Below are 17,866 nucleotides of genomic sequence, written 5' to 3' on the forward strand. Positions count from 1 at the left end.
GACGCGCTCGCCGAGGCGCTCCGGCGCGCGGCGGTCGCGGAGGCCGCCGCGGAGGCGGCGCGCGCGACGCTCGCGCCCGCGGTGGCGGAGGAGGCGGCGGCCGCGATCCTGGACATCGAGGTGAAGGACTTCCCCGCCGTCGACGACATGGACGAGGCGCTCCGGGCGGCGAGCGCCGAGCGCGAGGCGCTCAGCGCCCGGCTCGCCGAGCGCGATCAGAAGATCGCGCGGCTCCAGCGCGAGGTGGCCGACAAGACGGACCGCCTCGGCCGGCTGGCGAAGGAGATGGGCGAGCTCAAGGCGAGGGGGTCGGGCAAGCTCTTCGGGTGAAGCGGGCGGTGGGGTCGCCGCGGGGCGCCTGCGAGCGCACATCGGCCCCGAGGGCGAGCGGGCAGGCGTTCGCTCGGACGCCACCGGCGATGCTATCGTCCACGTCCCATGAGCGAGCCCCGCCGCTACGAGCGCATCGAGATCGAGCTCCCGTGCCGCCTCTTCATCCCGGGCGAGGGCGGGCTCCGCTTCGAGGCGTTCTGCACCTCGAAGAACCTCGGGCTGGGCGGGCTGTTCGTGGCCTCGAACTTCCTGCTCCGCTCCGGGCTCGAGCTCTACGTGGAGCTCGCCCTGCCGGACGGGCCGCTCGCCATCCGCTCGCAGATCGCGCACGTCGTCCCGCACGGCGACCGCACCTTCCCGACGGGCATGGGGATCGAGTTCCTCGACGTCGACGCGCACGGCCGCGAGACGCTGCTCCGCTACTTCACGCCGACGCGCTACACGAGCTTCTACGACGCGTTCATCGCGGAGTTCCCGCACCTCGACGAGAAGGTCCCGCTGCGGGACGTCTCGCTCGTCCTGAACCTCTGGGAGGAGTGGAAGATCCGGAGCGAGGGCGGGCCGCTCTCCACCGCCTCGGGCGCCCCCCCGCCGCCCGCGCTCGGCGCGGCCGCGACGGAGGAGCGCGCTCCCCGCGTCCGCCGCTGACGGACCGACGATGATCCCGCCGTCCACGAGCGAAGCGAGCACGCCAGAGGACCCGGCGAGCCGGGGAGGGGCCCCCGCCGGACCAGGGCCGGGCGACCGCGCGGCTCGCGAGACCGAAGCTCGCGGCTCGCGAGCCTTGGGCTAGGCACCGGGGACCCCGGCCGTTACGGTTCTGCACCATGCAGAAGGCACGGCTCGCGCTCCTGTGGCACATGCACCAGCCGCCCTACCGCGACGCGGACACGGGCGAGTACCTCCTGCCCTGGGTGAGGCTCCACGCCACCCGGGCCTACAACGACATGGCGTGGATCCTGGAGCGGCACCCGGGCATCCGCTGCACCGTCAACTTCACCCCCATCCTCCTCGAGCAGCTCGAGGACTACGTGGCGGGCCGCGCGCGCGACCGCTTCCTCGAGCTCACCGCCCGGCCGGCGAACGAGCTCGCGCCCGACGAGCGCGCGGCGATCGTGCGCGGCTTCTTCATGGTGGACTGGGCGCGCAACGTGCGGCCGGTGCCACGCTACTGGGAGCTCCTCCAGAAGCGCGGGCGGGACCTGCGCGGCCGCGACGTGAGGAGGCTCGCCGCGGCGTTCTCCGACGCCGAGATCACCGACCTGCAGGTCCACTTCAACCTCGCCTGGATGGGCTTCGGCGCCCTCGCCGACGACGAAGGGCTCCGCGCCCTGCGCGAGAAGGGCCGCGGGTTCGACCGCGCCGACGTCTCCCTCCTGCTCGAGGCCCAGCGCCGCATCCTCGCCGGGATCGTGCCGCGCTGGACGCGCCTCGCCGACCGCGGCCAGGTCGAGCTCTCGGCCACCCCCTACCAACACCCGATCCTCCCGCTCCTCTGCGACACCGACGTCGCCCGCCGCGCGCTCCCCCACGTGCAGCTCCCGCCTCGCTTCGCGCACCCGGAGGACGCTCGCTGGCACGTGCGCGAGGCGCTCGCGAGCCACGCCCGCCGCTTCGGCCGCCCGCCCGCCGGGATGTGGCCGGCGGAGGGCGCGGTGTCGCCCGAGGCGGTGGAGGTGCTCGCGCGCGAGGGCGTCCGCTGGGCGGCGAGCGACGAGGGCGTCCTGCTCCACTCGCTCCCCCCGAGCGCCCCGCGGCTCGCCTCGGTGTACCGGCCCTGGCGCATCGCCGCGGGCGAGGGGCGCGAGCTCAAGATGCTCTTCCGCGATCGCGCCCTGTCGGACGCGATCGGCTTCACGTACTCCGGCGTGCCCGCGCGCGAGGCGGCGGACGACTTCGTCGCGAACGTCGCCTCGATCGCGCAGGCGTGGGCGGCGGAGCGGCTCCCCGGCCGCGCGACCGTCGGCGTGTTCCTCGACGGCGAGAACGCCTGGGAGCACTACCCCCACAGCGGCCACGAGTTCCTCGACCGGCTCTACGGCGCGCTCGCCGCGAGCGACGCGATCGAGACCGTGACCCTGTCCGAGGCGACCGCCGCCACCGAGGGCGGGATCGTGACCCGCATCCACTCCGGCTCGTGGATCGAGGCGTCCTACCGAATCTGGATCGGGCACGCGGAGGACCGCCAAGCCTGGACGGCGCTCGGCCGGGCTCGCGCGGCGCTCGCGGCGGCGGAGCGCAGCGGGGCGGTCGACGCGGACCGGCTCGAGCAGGCGCGGCAGCATTTGCACGCCGCCGAGGCCTCGGACTGGTTCTGGTGGTACGGCGACGACTTCGCGACCGACCTGGGCGCCGAGTTCGACGGGCTCTTCCGCGGACACGTCGTCCGCGCCTGCCTGCTGCTGGGGGTGACGCCCCCGCGCGAGGCGGTCGAGCCGATCAAGCGCGCCGCCGCCCCCGGCGCCGAGGTGCGCGCCGCGCGCCAGCCCACCGCGCTCCTCGCGCCGCGCATCGACGGGCGCCAGACGACCTACTTCGAGTGGGCGGGGGCGGGCGTCCACCGCCCCGGCCAGCACCGCGGCTCGATGTTCGGCGGCGCGCAGGTCTTCCAGGCGCTGCACTACGGGTTCGACCTCGAGGCGCTCTACCTGCGGCTCGACCCGGCCGAGTCGCCGGAGCGCACCGTCGAGCTCGCGTCGGAGGTCCGCGTCGTGCTGCTCGCCGGCGACCGGAACGAGACCGTCGAGCTCGCGATCGTGCGGGACGGACAGGCCCGCCCGGCACGCCTGCGCGGCGCGGAGCTGGGCGAGGCGGCGTTCGCGCAGGTGCTGGAGGTGCGCCTCCCGTTCGCCGCGCTCGGGCTCGCGCCCGGCACGGAGGTCGCGCTCGGCGTGCACGCCGCGCGCGGGGACGTCGAGGTCGAGCGGCTGCCGCGCCACGGCTTCGTGACGCTCACCGTCCCCGACGCGGACTTCGAGCGCCTGAACTGGAGCGTGTGAGGGAGGAGCGCGTGGGCCGACAGCGAACGAAGCGAGGCCGCCGGGGCGGGGGAGCGTCCCCGGTGGAGCCGTGACCGCGGACGCCACCCGCGTCCGGCCGCCCGCGCCGGGCGCCCCGGCCAGCGGCGGCGCGCGGCTCGTGTTCGTCGAGGGCGCGGCGCTCCTCGGGGTGACGGTCGCGCTGGAGGGCGAGGTGGTGCTCGGCCGCGATCCCGGCTGCGCGCTCCAGCTGCCGGCGGAGGACGTGTCGCGCCGGCACGCGCGCGTCGCCCCCGCGGAGGCCGGCCACCTGGTCGAGGATCTCGGCTCCACGAACGGCACGTTCGTGAACGGCGCGGCGGTCTCCGCGCGGCGGCTCGCGAGCGGCGACCGGATCCGGGTCGGGCCCTTCGTGGCGCGCTACCTCGCCGCGGGCGACGAGGCCGCGCGGGAGCTCGAGGCGCTCGCCGCGCTCGGCCGGCGCGATCCGCTCACCGGGCTCGCGAACCGGAGGGCGTTCGAGGAGGCGCTCGCGGGCGCGGTGGCGCGCGCCGCCCGCGGCGAGGCGCCGCTCGCCCTCGTCGCGCTCGACGTCGACCACTTCAAGCGGGTGAACGACGCCCATGGCCACGCAGCCGGCGACGCGGTGCTGGCGGCGGTGGCGGCGCGCGCGGCGGAGGCGCTGCGCGCCGGCGACCTCCTCGCCCGCATCGGCGGGGAGGAGTTCGCGGCGCTCCTGCCCGGCGCCACGCTCGCGGCGGCCGCGGAGGTGGCGGAGCGCATCCGCGGCCGGATCTCCGCCGCGCCGATCGACGCCGGCAGCGCGGCCATCGCCGTGACGGTGTCGGCGGGCCTCGCCGCGCTCTCGCGGGGAGAGGACGGGGCGACGCTCCTCGCCCGGGCCGACGAGCGGCTCTACGCGGCGAAGCGGGCGGGGCGCGATCGTATCGCCCGGTGAGGGGCGGGGCGGAGGGAAACGCCTGCGCGCCCGTCCGCCTCGGGTTATCCTCCCGGACCCGTGAAGAACCGGTCCGCGCTCGCGATCCTCTTCGTCATCGTCTTCATCGATCTCCTCGGCTTCGGGATGGTCATCCCGGTCATGCCGCTCTACGCCGAGCGGCTCGGGGCCTCCGCCACCTGGACCGGGCTCCTCTCCGCCGGGTACTCGGCCATGCAGTTCGTGTTCGCGCCGATCTGGGGCCGGCTGTCCGACCGGGTCGGGCGCCGCCCGATGCTGCTCGGCTCGATCGTGATGACCGCGCTGGCGTTCACCATGTACGCCCTCGCGAACAGCTTCCCCATGCTGCTGCTCTCCCGCCTCTTCGCGGGCGCGGCGACCGCGAACATCTCCATCGCGCGCGCCTTCGTCGCCGACGTGACGGCGCCCGAGGAGCGCGCGAAGGGCATGGGGATCATCGGCGCCGCGTTCGGGCTCGGCTTCGTGCTCGGGCCCGCGATCGGCGGCATCCTCTCCCGCCACTCGCTCGCGCTCCCCGGCTTCGCCGCCGCGGCGCTCGCCGCGGCCAACGGCGTCGCCGCCTGGTTCATCCTCCCCGAGCCCGAGGCGCGCCGCTCCACCGATCGCCGCCCCCGCTTCGCCGCCATGCGGGAGGAGCTCGGCCGCCCCGGCATCCGTCGCGTCATCGGCATCTACTTCCTCACGGTGCTCGCCTTCAGCATGATGGAGGCGACCTACGCGTTCCTCGCGAAGGAGCGCTACGGCCTCGCCGAGTCGCACGTCGGCTACGTGTTCGCGTACATCGGCGTCCTGCTCGTCATCGTGCAGGGCGGGCTCGTCGGACGCCTCTCGCGCCGCTTCGGCGAGAAGCCGCTGCTCGTCGCCGGCCTCGTCCTCCAGGCCGTGGCGCTCCTCTCGCTCCCCTTCGCCGGGAGCGTCGCGGGGCTCCTCGCCGCGACGGCGCCGCTCGCGGTGGGCAGCGGCCTCGCGCAGCCGGCGCTCTCCTCGCTCCTCTCGCGCTTCGCGCGCGCGGAGGACCAGGGCGGCACCCTCGGCATCGGCGAGTCCGCCGCCGCGTTCGGGCGGATCCTCGGCCCGGAGGCCGGCAGCTGGACCTTCGGGCAGTGGTCGATGGCGTTCCCCTACGTCGGCGGCGCTGCCATCATGGCGTTCGCGGCGGCGGTCGGCGCGACGGTGCGGCCGGCGCGCGAGGAGAGGGTGGCGGGCGATGCCTGACCTGCGCAGGGATCCCATCGTCGGGCGGTGGGTCATCATCGCGACCGAGCGCGCGCGGCGGCCCTCCGACCTGGTGCGGCCGCAGGAGCCCGCGAGGCCGGGGCTGTGCCCGTTCTGCCCGGGCCAGGAGGACAAGACGCCGCGCGAGGTGTACGTGTCGGGCCGCCCGCCCTCGGCGCCGGCGAACGGGCCGGGCTGGGGCGTGCGCGTCGTGCCGAACCGCTTCCCCGCCCTCAAGATCGAGGGCGACCTCGATCGCGAGGCGGAGGGGATCTACGACCGGATGAACGGGATCGGCGCGCACGAGGTGATCGTCGAGACGCCCCGGCACGAGCGCCAGATGAAGGACCTCACCGAGGCCGAGCTCACCGAGGTGCTGTTCTCGTTCAAGGCGCGCATCCTCGACCTCCGCAACGACCTGCGCTTCCGCTACATCCTGCTCTTCAAGAACCAGGGGCAGCTCGCGGGCGCCTCGCTCGATCACGCGCACTCCCAGCTCATCGCGCTCCCGGTCGTCCCGCGCCAGGTGGTCGAGGAGATCGAGGGGGCGAGGCGCCACTACGAGCACAAGGAGCGCTGCATCTTCTGCGACATCGTCGGCCAGGAGCGGAAGGAGCGCGCCCGGCTCGTGCACGAGAACGACGAGTTCGTGGTGTTCGCCCCCTGGGCGCCGCGCAGCCCCTTCGAGACCTGGATCGTCCCGAAGCGCCACGAGTCGAACTTCGAGGCGGAGCCGAAGGAGCGGCTCGGGCTCTGCGCGCAGGCCCTCGGGACGACGCTCCGCCGCCTCGCCGCCGCCCTGGGCGACCCCGCCTTCAACTTCATCGTCCACTCGAACCCGCTGCGCGACGCCGCCTCGCCCTCGTACCACTGGCACATCGAGGTGATGCCCGCGCTCACCCAGGTCGCCGGCTTCGAGTGGGGCTCCGGCTTCCACATCAACCCCGTGCCCCCGGAGGAGGCTGCCGAGTTCCTCCGCCGGGTGGAAGGCTGAACGGCGGCGTGAAGCGCGACCCCCGAGGTGCGCGCGAAGCACGCGCCGCCGTCTAGCTCTCGAGGGCACGATGGAGATCCTGTTCGTGGCGTCGGAGGTGGCGCCCTGGTCGAAGACCGGCGGCCTCGGCGACGTCGCCGCGGCGCTCCCCCGCGCGCTCGCCGCGCGCGGGCACGCGGTCTCGGTGGTGACGCCGCGCTACGGCTCGATCGATCCGCGCGCGCACGGGCTCCACCCCCTCCACCGCGCGCTCGACGTGCGCGGCGAGCCGACCACGCTGTGGGTGAGCCGGGAGCGCGCGCCCGTCTACTTCGTCGAGCACGAGCACTTCTTCGGCTCGCGGCGGGGCCTGTACGGCGAGGCGCACGACTACGCCGACAACGCCGAGCGGTTCGCCTACCTCGCGCGCGCGGCGCTCGCCCTGCCCGGCGCGCTCGGGCTCCGGCCGCACGTCGTGCACCTGAACGACTGGCAGACCGGGCTCGTGCCGTTCCTGCTCCGCCACGAGCACGCCCGCGATCCCGCCCTCGCGGGCGCGCGCACCGTCTTCACCATCCACAACCTCGCCTACCAGGGCGTCTTCTCGAAGCACGTCGTGCCCGCGCTCGGGCTCCCGTGGGACGTCTTCCGCTACGAGGCGATGGAGTTCCACGACCAGCTCAACTTCATGAAGGCGGGGCTCGTGTTCGCGGACGCGCTCACCACCGTCTCGCCCACCTACGCGCGGGAGATCACGACGCCCGAGGGCGGGGTGGGCCTCGACGCGCTCCTCCGCCACCGCACGAGGGACCTGCACGGCATCCTGAACGGCATCGACGTCGCCGAGTGGGATCCCGCGACCGACCGCCACCTCCCGGCGCACTACTCCGCCGCCGAGCTCGCCGGGAAGGCGCGCTGCAAGGCGGCGCTCCAGCGCGAGCTCGGGCTGCCGGAGCGGCCGGAGATCCCGCTCGTCGCGATGGTCGGGCGCCTCGCCGAGCAGAAGGGCCTCGACCTCGTCGTCGCCGCCCTCGGCGAGCTGCTCGGGCGCGAGCTGCAGCTCGCCCTGCTCGGCAGCGGGCGGCGCGACTGGGAGGAGGTCTTCGCGCGCGCCGCGCGCGAGCGGCCCGAGCGGATGGCGGCGCGCATCGGCTTCGACGAGGGGCTCGCTCACCGGCTGGAGGCGGGGGCCGACCTGTTCCTCATGCCGAGCCGCTTCGAGCCGTGCGGGCTGAACCAGATGTACTCCCTGCGCTACGGGACCGTCCCCATCGTCCGCGCGGTGGGAGGCCTCGACGACACCGTCGAGGACTACGACGGCTTCCAGCGCGGCACGGGCTTCAAGTTCCGCGACTACCACCCGCAGGCGATGCTGCTCGCGGTGCGCCGCGCGCTCGAGACCTACCGGGACGGCCGCGCCTTCCGGGCGCTCCGCCTGCGGGGCATGGCGCAGGACTTCAGCTGGGACCGCAGCGCGCAGGCGTACGAGTCGCTCTACCGCTCGCTCGCCAATCCCTGATCGTCGGCGGCGCAGCGCGCTCACGGGCGGTTCGGGTGGAGGAGGGCGGCGGCCCTTCACCGCCCACCGGGCGGACCCTACCTTGAGGCATGGCCCGCCGATTCGATGCCCCCGACGACGATCCCGAGGTCACCGCGCAGCCGAGCGAGCGGATGGTGCGCGAGCTGACGAGCGAGGCCGACGAGAAGGTCGTGCCGCTCGAGAACGTGGGCGGCGCGGCGCCGACGACGCTCGGCCTGGACTCGGGCGGAAACTTCCCCGGCCCCGAGGACGATCTCGCGAACCTCGCCGAGCCGGAGCCGCCCGAGGCGCCCGAGGTCGAGGCGATGCACGTGCACGAGAGCGCCGACGAGGAGGACGAGGAGGAGCGCCGCTGACCGGCGGTCCGCGGGCCGCGATCACCTCCGGCGCCGCGCCGGGGGGCTACTCGAGGCCGCGCGCGCGCAGGTCGTCGTCGCTCTCGCCGTGCAGGTGCCCGAGCTCGTGCAGGAGCGTGACCCGCACCTGCTCGGTGAGCTCTCCCCGGTCGGCGGCGAAGCGCAGCAGGTTCTTCCGGTAGAAGACGATCGTGCGGCAGCGCGGCCCGTCCGCCGCGGTGCACGCCTCGTTCTCCGACGGCCCGCGGAAGAGCCCCAGGATCGAGGGCGAGAGCGGCGGGTGCACCGCGAGGAGGTCCGCCGCGTCCGGGAGGTCCTGGATCTCGATCGGCACCGCCTGGAGCGCGCGGCGCTCCTCCGCGGGCAGCCCCGCGACCGCCGTCTCCACCTCGGCCCGGAACGCGGCCATGTCGACCGGCGGCTCCTGCTTGAAGTCGGTGGGCGCCAGCGACCGGGCGCGCCCGAGCAGGGACGAGGCGCGTCGCTCCTCGCCTCGCCGCTCGGCGAGGAGCCCGAGCTGGTGGAGCGTCCACGGATCGTCCGGAGCGAGCGCCAGGGCGCGCTCGAACGCGCGCTGCGCGTCGTCGAAGCGGCAGAGCTCGTAGAGCGCGACGCCGCGCTCGTACACGGCGTCGGCGTCCTCGGGGCGCGCGTGCACGGCGCGATCGAGGTGCGGAAGGGCGAGGTTGCTGCGGCCGAGGTCGTTCTCGGCCATGCCCGCGACGAGCTCGAGGCGCCCGACGAGCTCGCGGTCCTTGCGCAGCGCGGCCGCCCGCGCCCCGCGGACGGCGTACTCGAGGCCGGCCTCGATCGCCTCGGGCTTCCCGCCCAGGCGCCGCACGTGGAGCTCGGCCGCGCCGAGCAGCGCGCCGGGGGCGTCCGGATCGATGGCGAGCGCGCGCGCGAAGGCGAGGCGCGCCTCGTCGACGCGGTTCGCCGCCGCGAGCGCGTCGCCGCGCGCGGTGAGGGCGCCCACGTGGCGCGGCGCGAGCGCGAGGGCCTCGTCCGCGCAGGAGAGCGCCCGATCCTTCGCGTCGCGATCGAGCGCGTCGGCAGACTCCTCGACGAGGACGCCCGGGGAGGCGTTCGGCTCTGCCGGGAGGCAGGGGCCGGCCGGCGCCGGCACGGGCTCCGGCGCGACGAGGGTCCCCTCGTGCGGTCGCGCCGGCGGAACGGGGGCGCTGCTCGCGCGCGCCGAGGGCGCGGGGATCGGTGACACCGCCGGCTCGAGGGGCGGCGAGGCGCGGGTGCATGCCGTGAGGAGGGCGACGCAGACCGCGCGGCGAAGCGGCCGGTACATTGGCGGCAGCTTGCCACGGTTCCGCGGGAGGCGCCATCCGGGGGGTCAGCAGCCGAGCGTGAGGCTGTCCCAACGCCTGCCCGGAGCCGCAACACGCTAGAGGGCAGGCGCCGGGCGGCCTCACCCGTGCCCCGGCGGCGAGGCCCCGAGCTCCCGCTCGCAGCGCGAGGCGAGCTCCTCCAGGAACGCGAGCAGCTCCCTCGGGTGGAGCGGGTCGGCGGCGTTCAGGTCCACCCGGCCGATCCGGTCCATCGCGACCGTCGCGCGCTCGAGGTCCGTCGAGGTACCCAGCTCGAGGAACCAGCCCACCGGCGGCACGCGCAGGTCGCGGAGCTTCGTCCAGAGCCAGCGCAGGTTCGGATCGTTGAAGCCGTAGCCGACGAGGAGGATCTCCCGCCCCATGACGTCGGACGAGAAGCGCAGGTCGATCGGGTTCGCGGCGAGGTCGGAGCGGCGCAGGAAGTCGGACTCGGAGACGACGAGCGAGGCGGGCCGCTCGAGCGTGCCGTGCAGCTTGTAGATGGGGAAGCGTGGCACGAAGCGCCGGCCGACCTCGACGAAGCGCCAGCGGTGGAGATCCTCCGCCTCGGCGACGACCTGGCAGGGCTGGCCGGCCCACTCGAACGTGCGCTCGAGCAGGTCGTCGAAGTTCGTCGTGTACACCGCGGGTACGAAGGGCGCGAGCCGGACGAGGAGGCGCTGCAGCGGCAGGTCCGCGGGATCGATCCGGGAGGTGTCGAACAGCGCCCGGAGGCGCTCCACGAGCCGGTCCTCGCCGCGCAGGAACCGGTAGGCCTCCGGGATGCGAAGGAGCGCGTCCATCGAGACGGGCGCGTCCGGGTCGGGCGGCGCGAAGCGCTGGGGGGCGTCCGGAACCTGCTCGCGCAGGGCGGGGACGAGATCCTCGGCGAGGGCGCAGACCGTCTGGCGCCAGGAAGGGAGGCCCGCCCAGCGGGAGGCGCCCGCGCCGACGAGCAGCACGAGCTGCCCGCGGGCGAGCCGGTCGAACAGGCGGTCCTTCACCTCGCGGACGTCCGTGGACGCGTCCATCGAGACGAAGGTACTCACGCGCCGCGAGGGCCGCGCGTGCTTCGCGCCGCGGGCGCCGCGTCGCGGCTACCGCGGGCCGATGAGCGAGGCGAGCCGCGCCGGCGAGAACGGCGCGAGGTCCACCGGGGGCGGCGCGCCGGTGACGGCCGCCGCGATGGCGTCCGCGGTGATCGGCGCGAGGAGGATGCCGTTGCGCGTGTGGCCGGTCGCGTAGAAGAGGCCCGGGATCGTGCCCTCGCCGAGGATCGGCTCGCCGTCCGGGCTCGCCGGCCGGAAGTTCGACCAGGTCTCGACGACCGGCGCCTGGGCCAGGGAGGGGGCGATCTCGATCGCCACGTCGAGGACGTGGCGGAGGCCGCCCGCGGTGACGGCCTTCTCCCAGCCGACGTCCTCCATGGTCGAGCCGCAGAGGATCCGTCCGTCGGGGCGCGGCACCACGTAGCCGTGACCCGAGAAGACCACGCGCGAGAGGAGCGGCGGCCGCGTGTCGACGACGGCGATCTGGCCGCGCACCGGCCGGACCGCGCCCGGGGGGAGGCCGTTCCCCTCGACGAGCAGGCTCCAGCTCCCCGCCGCGAGCACCACCGCGTCCGCGTCGATGCGGCCCGCGGCGTGCTCCACCCCGGCGGCGCGGCCGCCCTCGGTCCGGATGCGGCGCACGTCGCCCGTGAGGAAGGTCGCGCCGGCGCGGGCGGCGGCGACGTACACCGCGCGCGCGAGCAGGCGCGGATCGAGCGAGGCCTCGTCGGCGAAGAAGAGCGCGCCGCGCGCCTCGCGGGAGAGGCCGGGCTCGAGCGTCCGCACCGCCGCCTCGTCGAGCACCTGCACCGGCAGGCCGGCCCGCTCGAGCTTCTCGGCGCGACCGGCGAGGAGGTGCGCGTGGTCGTCGTCGAACGCCACCTCCAGCGTGCCGAGCGAGCGGAGGGACACGGCGAGGCCGGAGCGGGCCTCGACCTCGCGGACGAACCCGGGGTAGCGCGCGAGGGAGGCCCGGCAGAGGGCGTAGAAGGGACCGGGCTCGATCGCCTCCACGCCCGGCGACAGGATCCCGCCCGCCGCGCTCGACGCCTCCGCGCCGGGGATCGACCGCTCGAGCACCACCACCTTGCGGCCCGACAGCGCGAGCCGAAACGCGACCGAGGCGCCCTGGATGCCGGCGCCCACCACCACCACGTCCGTACGCATGGCGCGCAACACTACGCCCTCGCGCCCGCCGCGGGGAAGCGCTCCGCGCGCGGAGCGGGCTCCATGAAAAAGACGCGCCCGGGCGAGCGAGGCGAGCCCACGTCCCCGCGCGACGCCGGGGCGCAGCGCCCGTCAGATCGGCGGGACCGAGCCGTTGGGCGCGGCCGGCCGCGCGGGCGTGAGGCCGTTCACGAGCAGCTCGAACACGTGGCGCCGCCACGCCTCCGGCGCGAGCGGCTCGTGCACGAAGGGCCGCGCCGCCTCGCGCGAGGACGCGACGAGCGCGGCGAGCCCGCCCACGGTCACGACGGCGAGGATCGGATCGAGCCCGTCCCCGGCGCCGCCCTGCGCGAGCGCGTCGGCGGCGCGCCGGACTGGCTCGAGGAGCGCGGGGTCGGTCTGGGTGAGCTGCGACAGGAAGGGGGCGCCGTCCAGGTACTCGCGGATGAGGATCTGCGCGCCCATCGGATCCTTCATCATCGCGTCGAGGTAGGCGGCCACGACCGAGGCCGGGCCGCCCGGCCCGAGCTGGACGAGCCGCGCGATCTCGTTCGCCGAGCCCAGCCAGACCGCTCGCAGGATGTCGAGGTAGAGGGCGCGCTTGGAGGCCCAGTGGCGGTAGATGAGCGCCACGTTGCAGGACGCGCCGCGCGCGATGCCCTGGACGCGCGCGCCGTGGTAGCCGCGCTTCGAGAACTCGGTGCGCGCCGCGTCCCAGATCCGCTCCGCGATCCCCGCACGCGGGGCGCCCGCCTTGCGGTTGGCGACCGAGCCGTCCATGAAAGCCTGAATACCGGTCGCGTTGACCTGGGTCAAGTCCGCTCGTGCCCCCGTCCGGAGGGTGGGCGAGCCGGCTTATAGAAGGAGGCGAATGACCGGCCGCCCCCGCACCATCCTCCACCTCGATCTCGACGCGTTCTACGCGTCCGTGGAGCAGCTCGACGCGCCGTCGCTGCGCGGGCGCCCGGTGATCGTGGGAGGGCCGTCGCGCCGGGGGGTGGTGTGCGCAGCGAGCTACGAGGCGCGGCGGTTCGGCGTCCGGTCGGCGATGCCGACGGCGCAGGCGCGCAAGCTCTGCCCGGACGGCGTCTTCCTCCCGCCCCGCTTCGACCGCTACTCGGCGCTCTCCGAGCAGGTGTTCGCGATCTACCGGCGCTACACGCCGCTCGTCGAGCCGCTCTCGCTCGACGAGGCGTTCCTCGACGTCACCGCCAGCCGCGCGCTGCACGGCGGCGGGCGCGACATCGCCGCCGCGATCAAGCGCGCCGTGCGGGCGGAGTGCGGGCTCGCCGTGTCCGCGGGCGTCGCCGAGGTGAAGCTCGCCGCCAAGATCGCGACCGACCTCGGCAAGCCCGACGGGCTCGTCGAGGTGCCGGAGGGCGGCGTCGCCGCGTTCCTCGCGCCCCTCCCGGTCGGCCGGCTGTGGGGGGTGGGCCCGGTGACCGAGGCGGCGCTCCGCAAGCTCGGCGTGACGACCATCGGGGACCTCGGCCGCACGCCCGACGCCGCCCTCGCCACGGCGGTGGGCACCTCGAGCGCCCGGGGGCTCCGCGCGCTGGCGCTCGGCGAAGATCCGCGGGACGTCGTGCCCGACGAGGCGGCGAAGTCGGTCGGCGCGGAGGAGACCTTCGGCGAGGATCTCTCCGGCCGCGCCGCGCTGGAGCGTGCCCTCCTCGAGCAGGCCGGACGCGTCGGCCGGCGGCTGCGCGCCGCCGGGCTCGCCGGCCACGTCGTGACGCTCAAGGTGAAGTACGCCGACTTCACCCTCGTCACGCGGCGCACGACCCTCCCGAACGCGACCGACGACGACCGGGCGATCTTCGAGGCTGTCCGCGCGCAGCTCGAGCGCGTCGAGGTGGAGCGCCCGGTGCGGCTCACCGGCGTGTCGGTCTCCGGGTTCGCGGGCGAGGCGGAGCGCGGGCAGCTCGATCTGTTCCAGGCCGCCCCGGCGCCGCCGCCGGAGGTGGAGAAGCGCCGCTCGCTCAACGCCGCGCTCGACGTGCTGGCGCGCCGCTTCGGCGATCGCGCCGTCACTCGCGCGGATCTCGCCGACGAGGACGGGCGCGAGGACGACGGGTGACGAGCGTGCTCGAGCCCCGCGACTACGTCGCCGCGGGCGCTACCCGCCGCCGTCGCTCCCCGGGGGGCCGCTGTTCGGCACCCAGCGCGAGTCGGGGGCCGGTCCCTCGGGGGCCGGCCGGTCGGTCCGCGGCGCGGAGCGCGCGTCGATCGTGAGGGCAGTCGGCCTCCCGCCGCGCCCGCTCTCGTACGAGGCCCGCACCGGGCTCCCCTCGCGGAGCGACGCGAGCGGCGCGATCCGTCCGTCGAGCGTGATCGCGGTGGCGTCCCCGACCCGGAGGACCACGCTCTCCTCCCCCGGGGCGCGGATGACCACGCGCCCCTCGGCGCACCGCTCGAGCGTTCCCTCGATCTTCCGGATGGCCCGCGCGCGGACCGCCGCCCGCCTGTGCCGGTCCGCCCGACGGCTCTCCTCCGGCCCGGCCGACCGCTCCTCCGGCGTGCGGCCGTCCCGCTGCGCGACGGTCGGAGGCTCCACGGGATCCTGCTCGCGCGCCGCGCGCTCGCCGCGCTTGCAGGCGAGGGCCAGCGCGGCCGCGAGCAGGGCGGCGAGCCAGGGGCTGTTGCCTGCGAAAAGCACGTCGCACCGCCGTCGAAGGGAAGGACCCTCGATCGAACGTGCGCTCGCGCCCGACCCCGGGCAACGGCGCTCCGCCGGCATGGCCCGGGCGCCGCCCAGCGGGCTTCCTCCCTGCGACCGCCAGCCGCAAGTTCTCCCCATGATCTCGACCGAAACGACCGGACGGCCGGGGGAACATCTCGTGACTCGCGATCGCGACGCGGGCGAGATCGACGCGCGGGCGGACGCGCTGCGCGCGCTCACCGAGGCCGGCGTGCCGCACCTCGTCGCGGGGGCCTACGCCTTCTTCGAGTACACCGGCATCTTCCGCGACACGAAGGACCTCGACATCTTCCTCCGCCAGCGGGACGTGGAGGACGCCTTCCGCGTCCTCGAGGGCGCCGGGTTCCGCACCGAGATGACCGACCCGTCCTGGATCGGGAAGGGCTTCCGGGGCGAGTGGTTCGTGGACCTCATCTTCTCCTCGGGCAACGGCGTCGCCGTGGTCGACGACCTGTGGTTCGAGCACGCGCGCCCCGGCCGCGTGATGGGCGTCGACGTGCTGCTCGCGCCCCCCGAGGAGATCATCTGGTCGAAGGGCTTCGTCCTCGAGCGCGAGCGGTACGACGGCGCGGACGTGAACCACCTGCTCCGGGCGTGCGGCGAGTGGCTCGACTGGGACCGGCTCCTCATGCGCTTCGAGCGCTACTGGGAGGTGCTCTTCTCGCACCTCATGCTCTACCGGTTCACCTACCCGGGGGAGCGGGGCAAGGTGCCGGACCGCGTGCTCCACGCGCTCATGGAGCGTACTCGCGCGGACATCGCCGAGGGTAACCACGTGCGCCCGGTCTGCCGCGGGACGCTCATCTCGCGGGTGCAGTACCGGCACGACCTCGATCACCTCGGCTACGAGGACGGTCGCAAGTGGGACGAAGCCGAGCGGGTGACGGGGAAGGAGAACGATGGCGGACGGGAACGGGACCTTCCGGCTGGCGGCGGTCGCTGATCTCCACTGCCGACAGGACCAGCACGGCCGCTTCCGCGAGCTCGTGAAGATCGTGAACGGCGAGGCGGAGGGGCTCCTGCTCGCGGGAGACCTCACCGACCACGGCACCATCGACGAGGCGAAGACGCTCGCCGAGGCGTTCGCGCTCTTGCGCGTGCCGTGCGCCGCCGTGCTCGGCAACCACGACTTCGAGGGCGGGGTGGTGAAGGACCTCGTCCGGATCCTCGGCGAATCGAGCATCGAGGTGCTCGACGGCGACCACGCCGTGTTCGACAAGCGCGTCGGCATCGCCGGCGTGAAGGGGTTCGCCGGGGGGTTCGAGCGGGCCATGCTGCAGGCCTTCGGCGAGCCGATCATCAAGGCGTTCGTGCAGGAGGCGGTCAACGAGGCGCTGAAGCTCGAGGCCGCGCTCGGCCAGCTCGACACGCCGATGAAGATCGTCATGACGCACTACGCGCCCATCGCCGAGACCTGCCAGGGCGAGGAGGCGGAGATCCGGCCGTACCTCGGGACGTCGCGCCTCTCCGCGCCGTGCGAGGCGTTCGGCGCGTGCGCCGTGTTCCACGGCCACGCCCACCACGGCAAGACGGACGGCCGTACGCCCAAGGGCATCCCCGTCTACAACGTCGCGATGCCCCTGCTCCGGAAGCTCTGGGACAAGCGCTTCCGCGTCTTCGACGTGTGGGAGGGCGGCTGCACGCCGGTGACGCCGGGTCCCGAGCTGGTCGTGACGACGCATTGAAACGGGGACTGCGTCCCCGCGATCCTCAATGCCGCATCGGCGGCGGGCCGGCGGCCTTGCGGACGCGCTCGAGGATCTCGTCCATCCCGACCGACTTCGGGATGTAGCCCTGCGCGCCGAGGAGCTCCGCCTCCCACTCGAACCCGTAGGCAGAGAGGATCAGGATCGGCACCGCGGAGCTCTTGGCGTCGCCGCGCATGCGCTCCATCACGCCCCAGCCGTCGAGCACCGGCATCTTGAGGTCGAGCAGCACGATGCCGGGCGCCTCGTCGGCCACCCGCTGCAGGGCGATCTCACCGTTCTCGGCCTTCTGCACCGGGTAGCCCGCCTCGGAGAGCACCTCGGAGAGCGCCTCGCGGAAGTCGTCGTCGTCGTCGACGACGAGGATGTACTGGCCGGGGGTCATGGCGCGGTCGGCTCCGTGCGCAGCGCCGCGGCGATCTCGCCGGCGATGCGCCGCGCGTCCTCGACGTGATCAGGTGCGAGCGACACGGCGCCGACGACCGGGTGGCCGCCGCCGCCGTACCGCTCGCACAGCTTGGAGATGTCGTGCGCGCGCGGCGGCCGGGCCCACGGGTTCGACCCGACCGACACCTTGGCGCGCTTGGGGTCGCGGCTCACGACCACCGTGTAGCGGGCCTCGGGGAAGAGCTCGTACGCGATGAACTTGTTCGCCGACTCGATGGGCGTGCGGGTGAGATCGATCATGACGACGCCCTGCTCGACGCGGGCGAGGCGACGGTACACCTCGATGGCGTCCGCGTGGCGCGCGAGGATGGGCTCGAGCGGCTGTGCCACCCAGGGCTCGGCCGCGATCTCGGCGAGCGGCCGGTGCTGCAGGGCCTCGATGAGCCGGGCGGGGACCGCCGGGTCCTTCGTCGCCTCGAGCAGCGTCATGATCCGCAGCGCCGGCGCCTCCAGCCGCACCGCGGTGGCGGGCGAGTCGAACCGGGCCGCGTCGATGACGTCGGCCCAGCGGACGAGCTCCGCGAGATCCTCGGCGCGCCAGTCGAAGCGCTCCGCGAGCGTGCGGGCCATGAAGCCGGTGCAGCTCGGCGCGGCCGGGTCCCAGAACTTCTGGCCGCTCACGTCCCGCTCGAACAGGGCGCGATCGTGGGGGGTGGGGAAGGCGCTCGCGTGATGGTCGAACCACCAGTGAAGGTCGGGCGACGGGGAGAAGCGGAAGTCGACGCAGGCGTTCACGTCGCCGTCGAAGGCGCCGGGCGGGAACGGATCGCCGGCGCCGTGCTGCAGCGGCACGTGTCGGACCGTGGAGAGCCGCGTCCCCTCGCGCTCCTCGAAGAAGCGGCTGAAGAGCGCCGCGGAGGCGCAGCCGTCGAAGCAGTTGCCGTGGTAGAGGACCTTGAGCTGCATCGGAGCGGGGCAATCTAGTGACCGGCCGAGCATACCGTCAACGCGCGAGTCGGGCCGCGTGACCTCGCGCGGGCCCCCACCGGGTCGAAGGCGCGCGGCCCGCGCGGAGGAAGCGGGGGCGCGGCGGGGTGGCCGGCGAGCGCCGATCGCGCGCGCCGATTACACGGTTCGTGCGGGAGTCGCGCGCGCCCACCCGC

18 protein-coding genes are annotated in these 17,866 nt (G+C 74.8%); 11 read left to right on the forward strand and 7 right to left on the reverse strand.

The genetic code is table 11. The features are described from left to right. From MNZ29_RS19930 to MNZ29_RS19965, 8 genes are all read left to right on the forward strand, one after another. Window positions 1-330: hypothetical protein (locus tag MNZ29_RS19930; RefSeq protein WP_242356468.1), on the forward strand; the 330-nt coding region annotated here is incomplete at its 5' end. Between the two features lie 108 nt (window positions 331-438). Next, window positions 439-981: a PilZ domain-containing protein gene (locus MNZ29_RS19935; protein ID WP_242340567.1), complete on the forward strand. Its 543-nt coding sequence runs from the start codon at window positions 439-441 to the stop codon at window positions 979-981. 179 nt (window positions 982-1,160) lie between these two features. Then, a complete protein-coding gene (locus MNZ29_RS19940; RefSeq protein ID WP_242340568.1) occupies window positions 1,161-3,332 on the forward strand; it encodes a glycoside hydrolase family 57 protein in 2,172 nt (723 codons plus the stop codon). A gap of 70 nt (window positions 3,333-3,402) precedes the next feature. Continuing rightward, window positions 3,403-4,269 carry a GGDEF domain-containing protein gene (locus tag MNZ29_RS19945; protein WP_242356470.1) on the forward strand — a complete coding sequence of 289 codons (867 nt, stop codon included), beginning with the start codon at window positions 3,403-3,405 and terminating at the stop codon, window positions 4,267-4,269. A gap of 60 nt (window positions 4,270-4,329) precedes the next feature. Next, window positions 4,330-5,505, forward strand: a complete 1,176-nt coding sequence (locus tag MNZ29_RS19950) for an MFS transporter (RefSeq protein ID WP_242340570.1) — start codon at window positions 4,330-4,332, stop codon at window positions 5,503-5,505. After that, the gene (locus tag MNZ29_RS19955) at window positions 5,498-6,499 is read left to right on the forward strand and encodes a DUF4931 domain-containing protein (protein WP_242340571.1); all 1,002 of its coding nucleotides are present in this window, start codon (window positions 5,498-5,500) and stop codon (window positions 6,497-6,499) included. Before MNZ29_RS19950 ends, MNZ29_RS19955 begins: the two co-directional genes overlap by 8 nt. A 70-nt stretch (window positions 6,500-6,569) precedes the next feature. Continuing rightward, window positions 6,570-7,997: a glycogen synthase GlgA gene (gene glgA / locus MNZ29_RS19960; protein WP_242340572.1), complete on the forward strand. Its 1,428-nt coding sequence runs from the start codon at window positions 6,570-6,572 to the stop codon at window positions 7,995-7,997. 89 nt (window positions 7,998-8,086) lie between these two features. Beyond that, complete coding sequence (locus MNZ29_RS19965) at window positions 8,087-8,374, forward strand: hypothetical protein (RefSeq protein ID WP_242340573.1); 288 nt, start codon at window positions 8,087-8,089, stop codon at window positions 8,372-8,374. 46 nt (window positions 8,375-8,420) lie between these two features. On the opposite strand, the gene MNZ29_RS19970 is transcribed toward MNZ29_RS19965, so the two are convergent. The 4 genes from MNZ29_RS19970 to MNZ29_RS19985 all read right to left on the reverse strand — a co-directional run bounded on the left by MNZ29_RS19970 (window position 8,421) and on the right by MNZ29_RS19985 (window position 12,689). After that, a complete protein-coding gene (locus tag MNZ29_RS19970) occupies window positions 8,421-9,593 on the reverse strand; it encodes a metallopeptidase family protein (protein ID WP_242356472.1) in 1,173 nt (390 codons plus the stop codon). Between the two features lie 201 nt (window positions 9,594-9,794). Next, window positions 9,795-10,724 (reverse strand): SIR2 family protein, encoded by a 930-nt coding sequence (locus tag MNZ29_RS19975; protein WP_242340575.1) that lies wholly within the window; start codon window positions 10,722-10,724, stop codon window positions 9,795-9,797. Between the two features lie 66 nt (window positions 10,725-10,790). Continuing rightward, a complete protein-coding gene (gene thiO, locus MNZ29_RS19980) occupies window positions 10,791-11,909 on the reverse strand; it encodes a glycine oxidase ThiO (protein WP_242340583.1) in 1,119 nt (372 codons plus the stop codon). 132 nt (window positions 11,910-12,041) lie between these two features. Then, on the reverse strand, window positions 12,042-12,689 hold the full coding sequence (locus MNZ29_RS19985; RefSeq protein WP_242340576.1) for a TetR/AcrR family transcriptional regulator: 648 nt from the start codon (window positions 12,687-12,689) through the stop codon (window positions 12,042-12,044). Between the two features lie 91 nt (window positions 12,690-12,780). On the opposite strand from MNZ29_RS19985, the gene MNZ29_RS19990 reads away from it, so the two are divergent. Then, complete coding sequence (locus tag MNZ29_RS19990; protein ID WP_242340577.1) at window positions 12,781-13,989, forward strand: DNA polymerase IV; 1,209 nt, start codon at window positions 12,781-12,783, stop codon at window positions 13,987-13,989. Window positions 13,990-14,028: 39 nt separating this feature from the next. Here the strand turns inward: MNZ29_RS19990 and MNZ29_RS19995 are convergent, their stop codons facing one another. Continuing rightward, window positions 14,029-14,568: a hypothetical protein gene (locus MNZ29_RS19995; protein WP_242340578.1), complete on the reverse strand. Its 540-nt coding sequence runs from the start codon at window positions 14,566-14,568 to the stop codon at window positions 14,029-14,031. Window positions 14,569-14,749: 181 nt separating this feature from the next. Between MNZ29_RS19995 and MNZ29_RS20000 the strand changes: the two genes are divergently transcribed. Both MNZ29_RS20000 and MNZ29_RS20005 read left to right on the forward strand, forming a co-directional pair. After that, window positions 14,750-15,553 carry a nucleotidyltransferase family protein gene (locus MNZ29_RS20000; protein WP_242340579.1) on the forward strand — a complete coding sequence of 268 codons (804 nt, stop codon included), beginning with the start codon at window positions 14,750-14,752 and terminating at the stop codon, window positions 15,551-15,553. After that, window positions 15,510-16,295: a metallophosphoesterase gene (locus MNZ29_RS20005; protein WP_242340580.1), complete on the forward strand. Its 786-nt coding sequence runs from the start codon at window positions 15,510-15,512 to the stop codon at window positions 16,293-16,295. Before MNZ29_RS20000 ends, MNZ29_RS20005 begins: the two co-directional genes overlap by 44 nt. Window positions 16,296-16,320: 25 nt before the next feature. Here MNZ29_RS20005 and MNZ29_RS20010 read toward each other — a convergent pair whose 3' ends face one another. After that, a complete protein-coding gene (locus MNZ29_RS20010) occupies window positions 16,321-16,701 on the reverse strand; it encodes a response regulator (RefSeq protein WP_242340581.1) in 381 nt (126 codons plus the stop codon). After that, entirely contained in the window at window positions 16,698-17,669 is a 972-nt protein-coding gene (locus tag MNZ29_RS20015; RefSeq protein ID WP_242340582.1) for a phosphoesterase, read from the reverse strand. Before MNZ29_RS20015 ends, MNZ29_RS20010 begins: the two co-directional genes overlap by 4 nt. Between the last annotated feature and the right edge of the window lie 197 nt (window positions 17,670-17,866).

Origin of the sequence: Anaeromyxobacter sp. SG64 (assembly GCF_022690745.1) — a bacterium.
In the GTDB taxonomy this organism is placed as follows: domain Bacteria; phylum Myxococcota; class Myxococcia; order Myxococcales; family Anaeromyxobacteraceae; genus Anaeromyxobacter; species Anaeromyxobacter soli.

Bases quoted from the DNA above. Each gene is read 5' to 3' on its own strand.
- MNZ29_RS19935 (WP_242340567.1), top strand. From the start codon at position 439: ATGAGCGAGCCCCGCCGCTACGAGCGCATCGAGATCGAGCTCCCGTGC.
- MNZ29_RS19940 (WP_242340568.1), top strand. From the start codon at position 1,161: ATGCAGAAGGCACGGCTCGCGCTCCTGTGGCACATGCACCAGCCGCCC.
- MNZ29_RS19955 (WP_242340571.1), top strand. From the start codon at position 5,498: ATGCCTGACCTGCGCAGGGATCCCATCGTCGGGCGGTGGGTCATCATC.
- glgA (WP_242340572.1), top strand. From the start codon at position 6,570: ATGGAGATCCTGTTCGTGGCGTCGGAGGTGGCGCCCTGGTCGAAGACC.
- MNZ29_RS19965 (WP_242340573.1), top strand. From the start codon at position 8,087: ATGGCCCGCCGATTCGATGCCCCCGACGACGATCCCGAGGTCACCGCG.
- MNZ29_RS19975 (WP_242340575.1), bottom strand. From the start codon at position 10,724: ATGGACGCGTCCACGGACGTCCGCGAGGTGAAGGACCGCCTGTTCGAC.
- thiO (WP_242340583.1), bottom strand. From the start codon at position 11,909: ATGCGTACGGACGTGGTGGTGGTGGGCGCCGGCATCCAGGGCGCCTCG.
- MNZ29_RS19985 (WP_242340576.1), bottom strand. From the start codon at position 12,689: ATGGACGGCTCGGTCGCCAACCGCAAGGCGGGCGCCCCGCGTGCGGGG.
- MNZ29_RS19990 (WP_242340577.1), top strand. From the start codon at position 12,781: ATGACCGGCCGCCCCCGCACCATCCTCCACCTCGATCTCGACGCGTTC.
- MNZ29_RS20005 (WP_242340580.1), top strand. From the start codon at position 15,510: ATGGCGGACGGGAACGGGACCTTCCGGCTGGCGGCGGTCGCTGATCTC.
- MNZ29_RS20010 (WP_242340581.1), bottom strand. From the start codon at position 16,701: ATGACCCCCGGCCAGTACATCCTCGTCGTCGACGACGACGACGACTTC.
- MNZ29_RS20015 (WP_242340582.1), bottom strand. From the start codon at position 17,669: ATGCAGCTCAAGGTCCTCTACCACGGCAACTGCTTCGACGGCTGCGCC.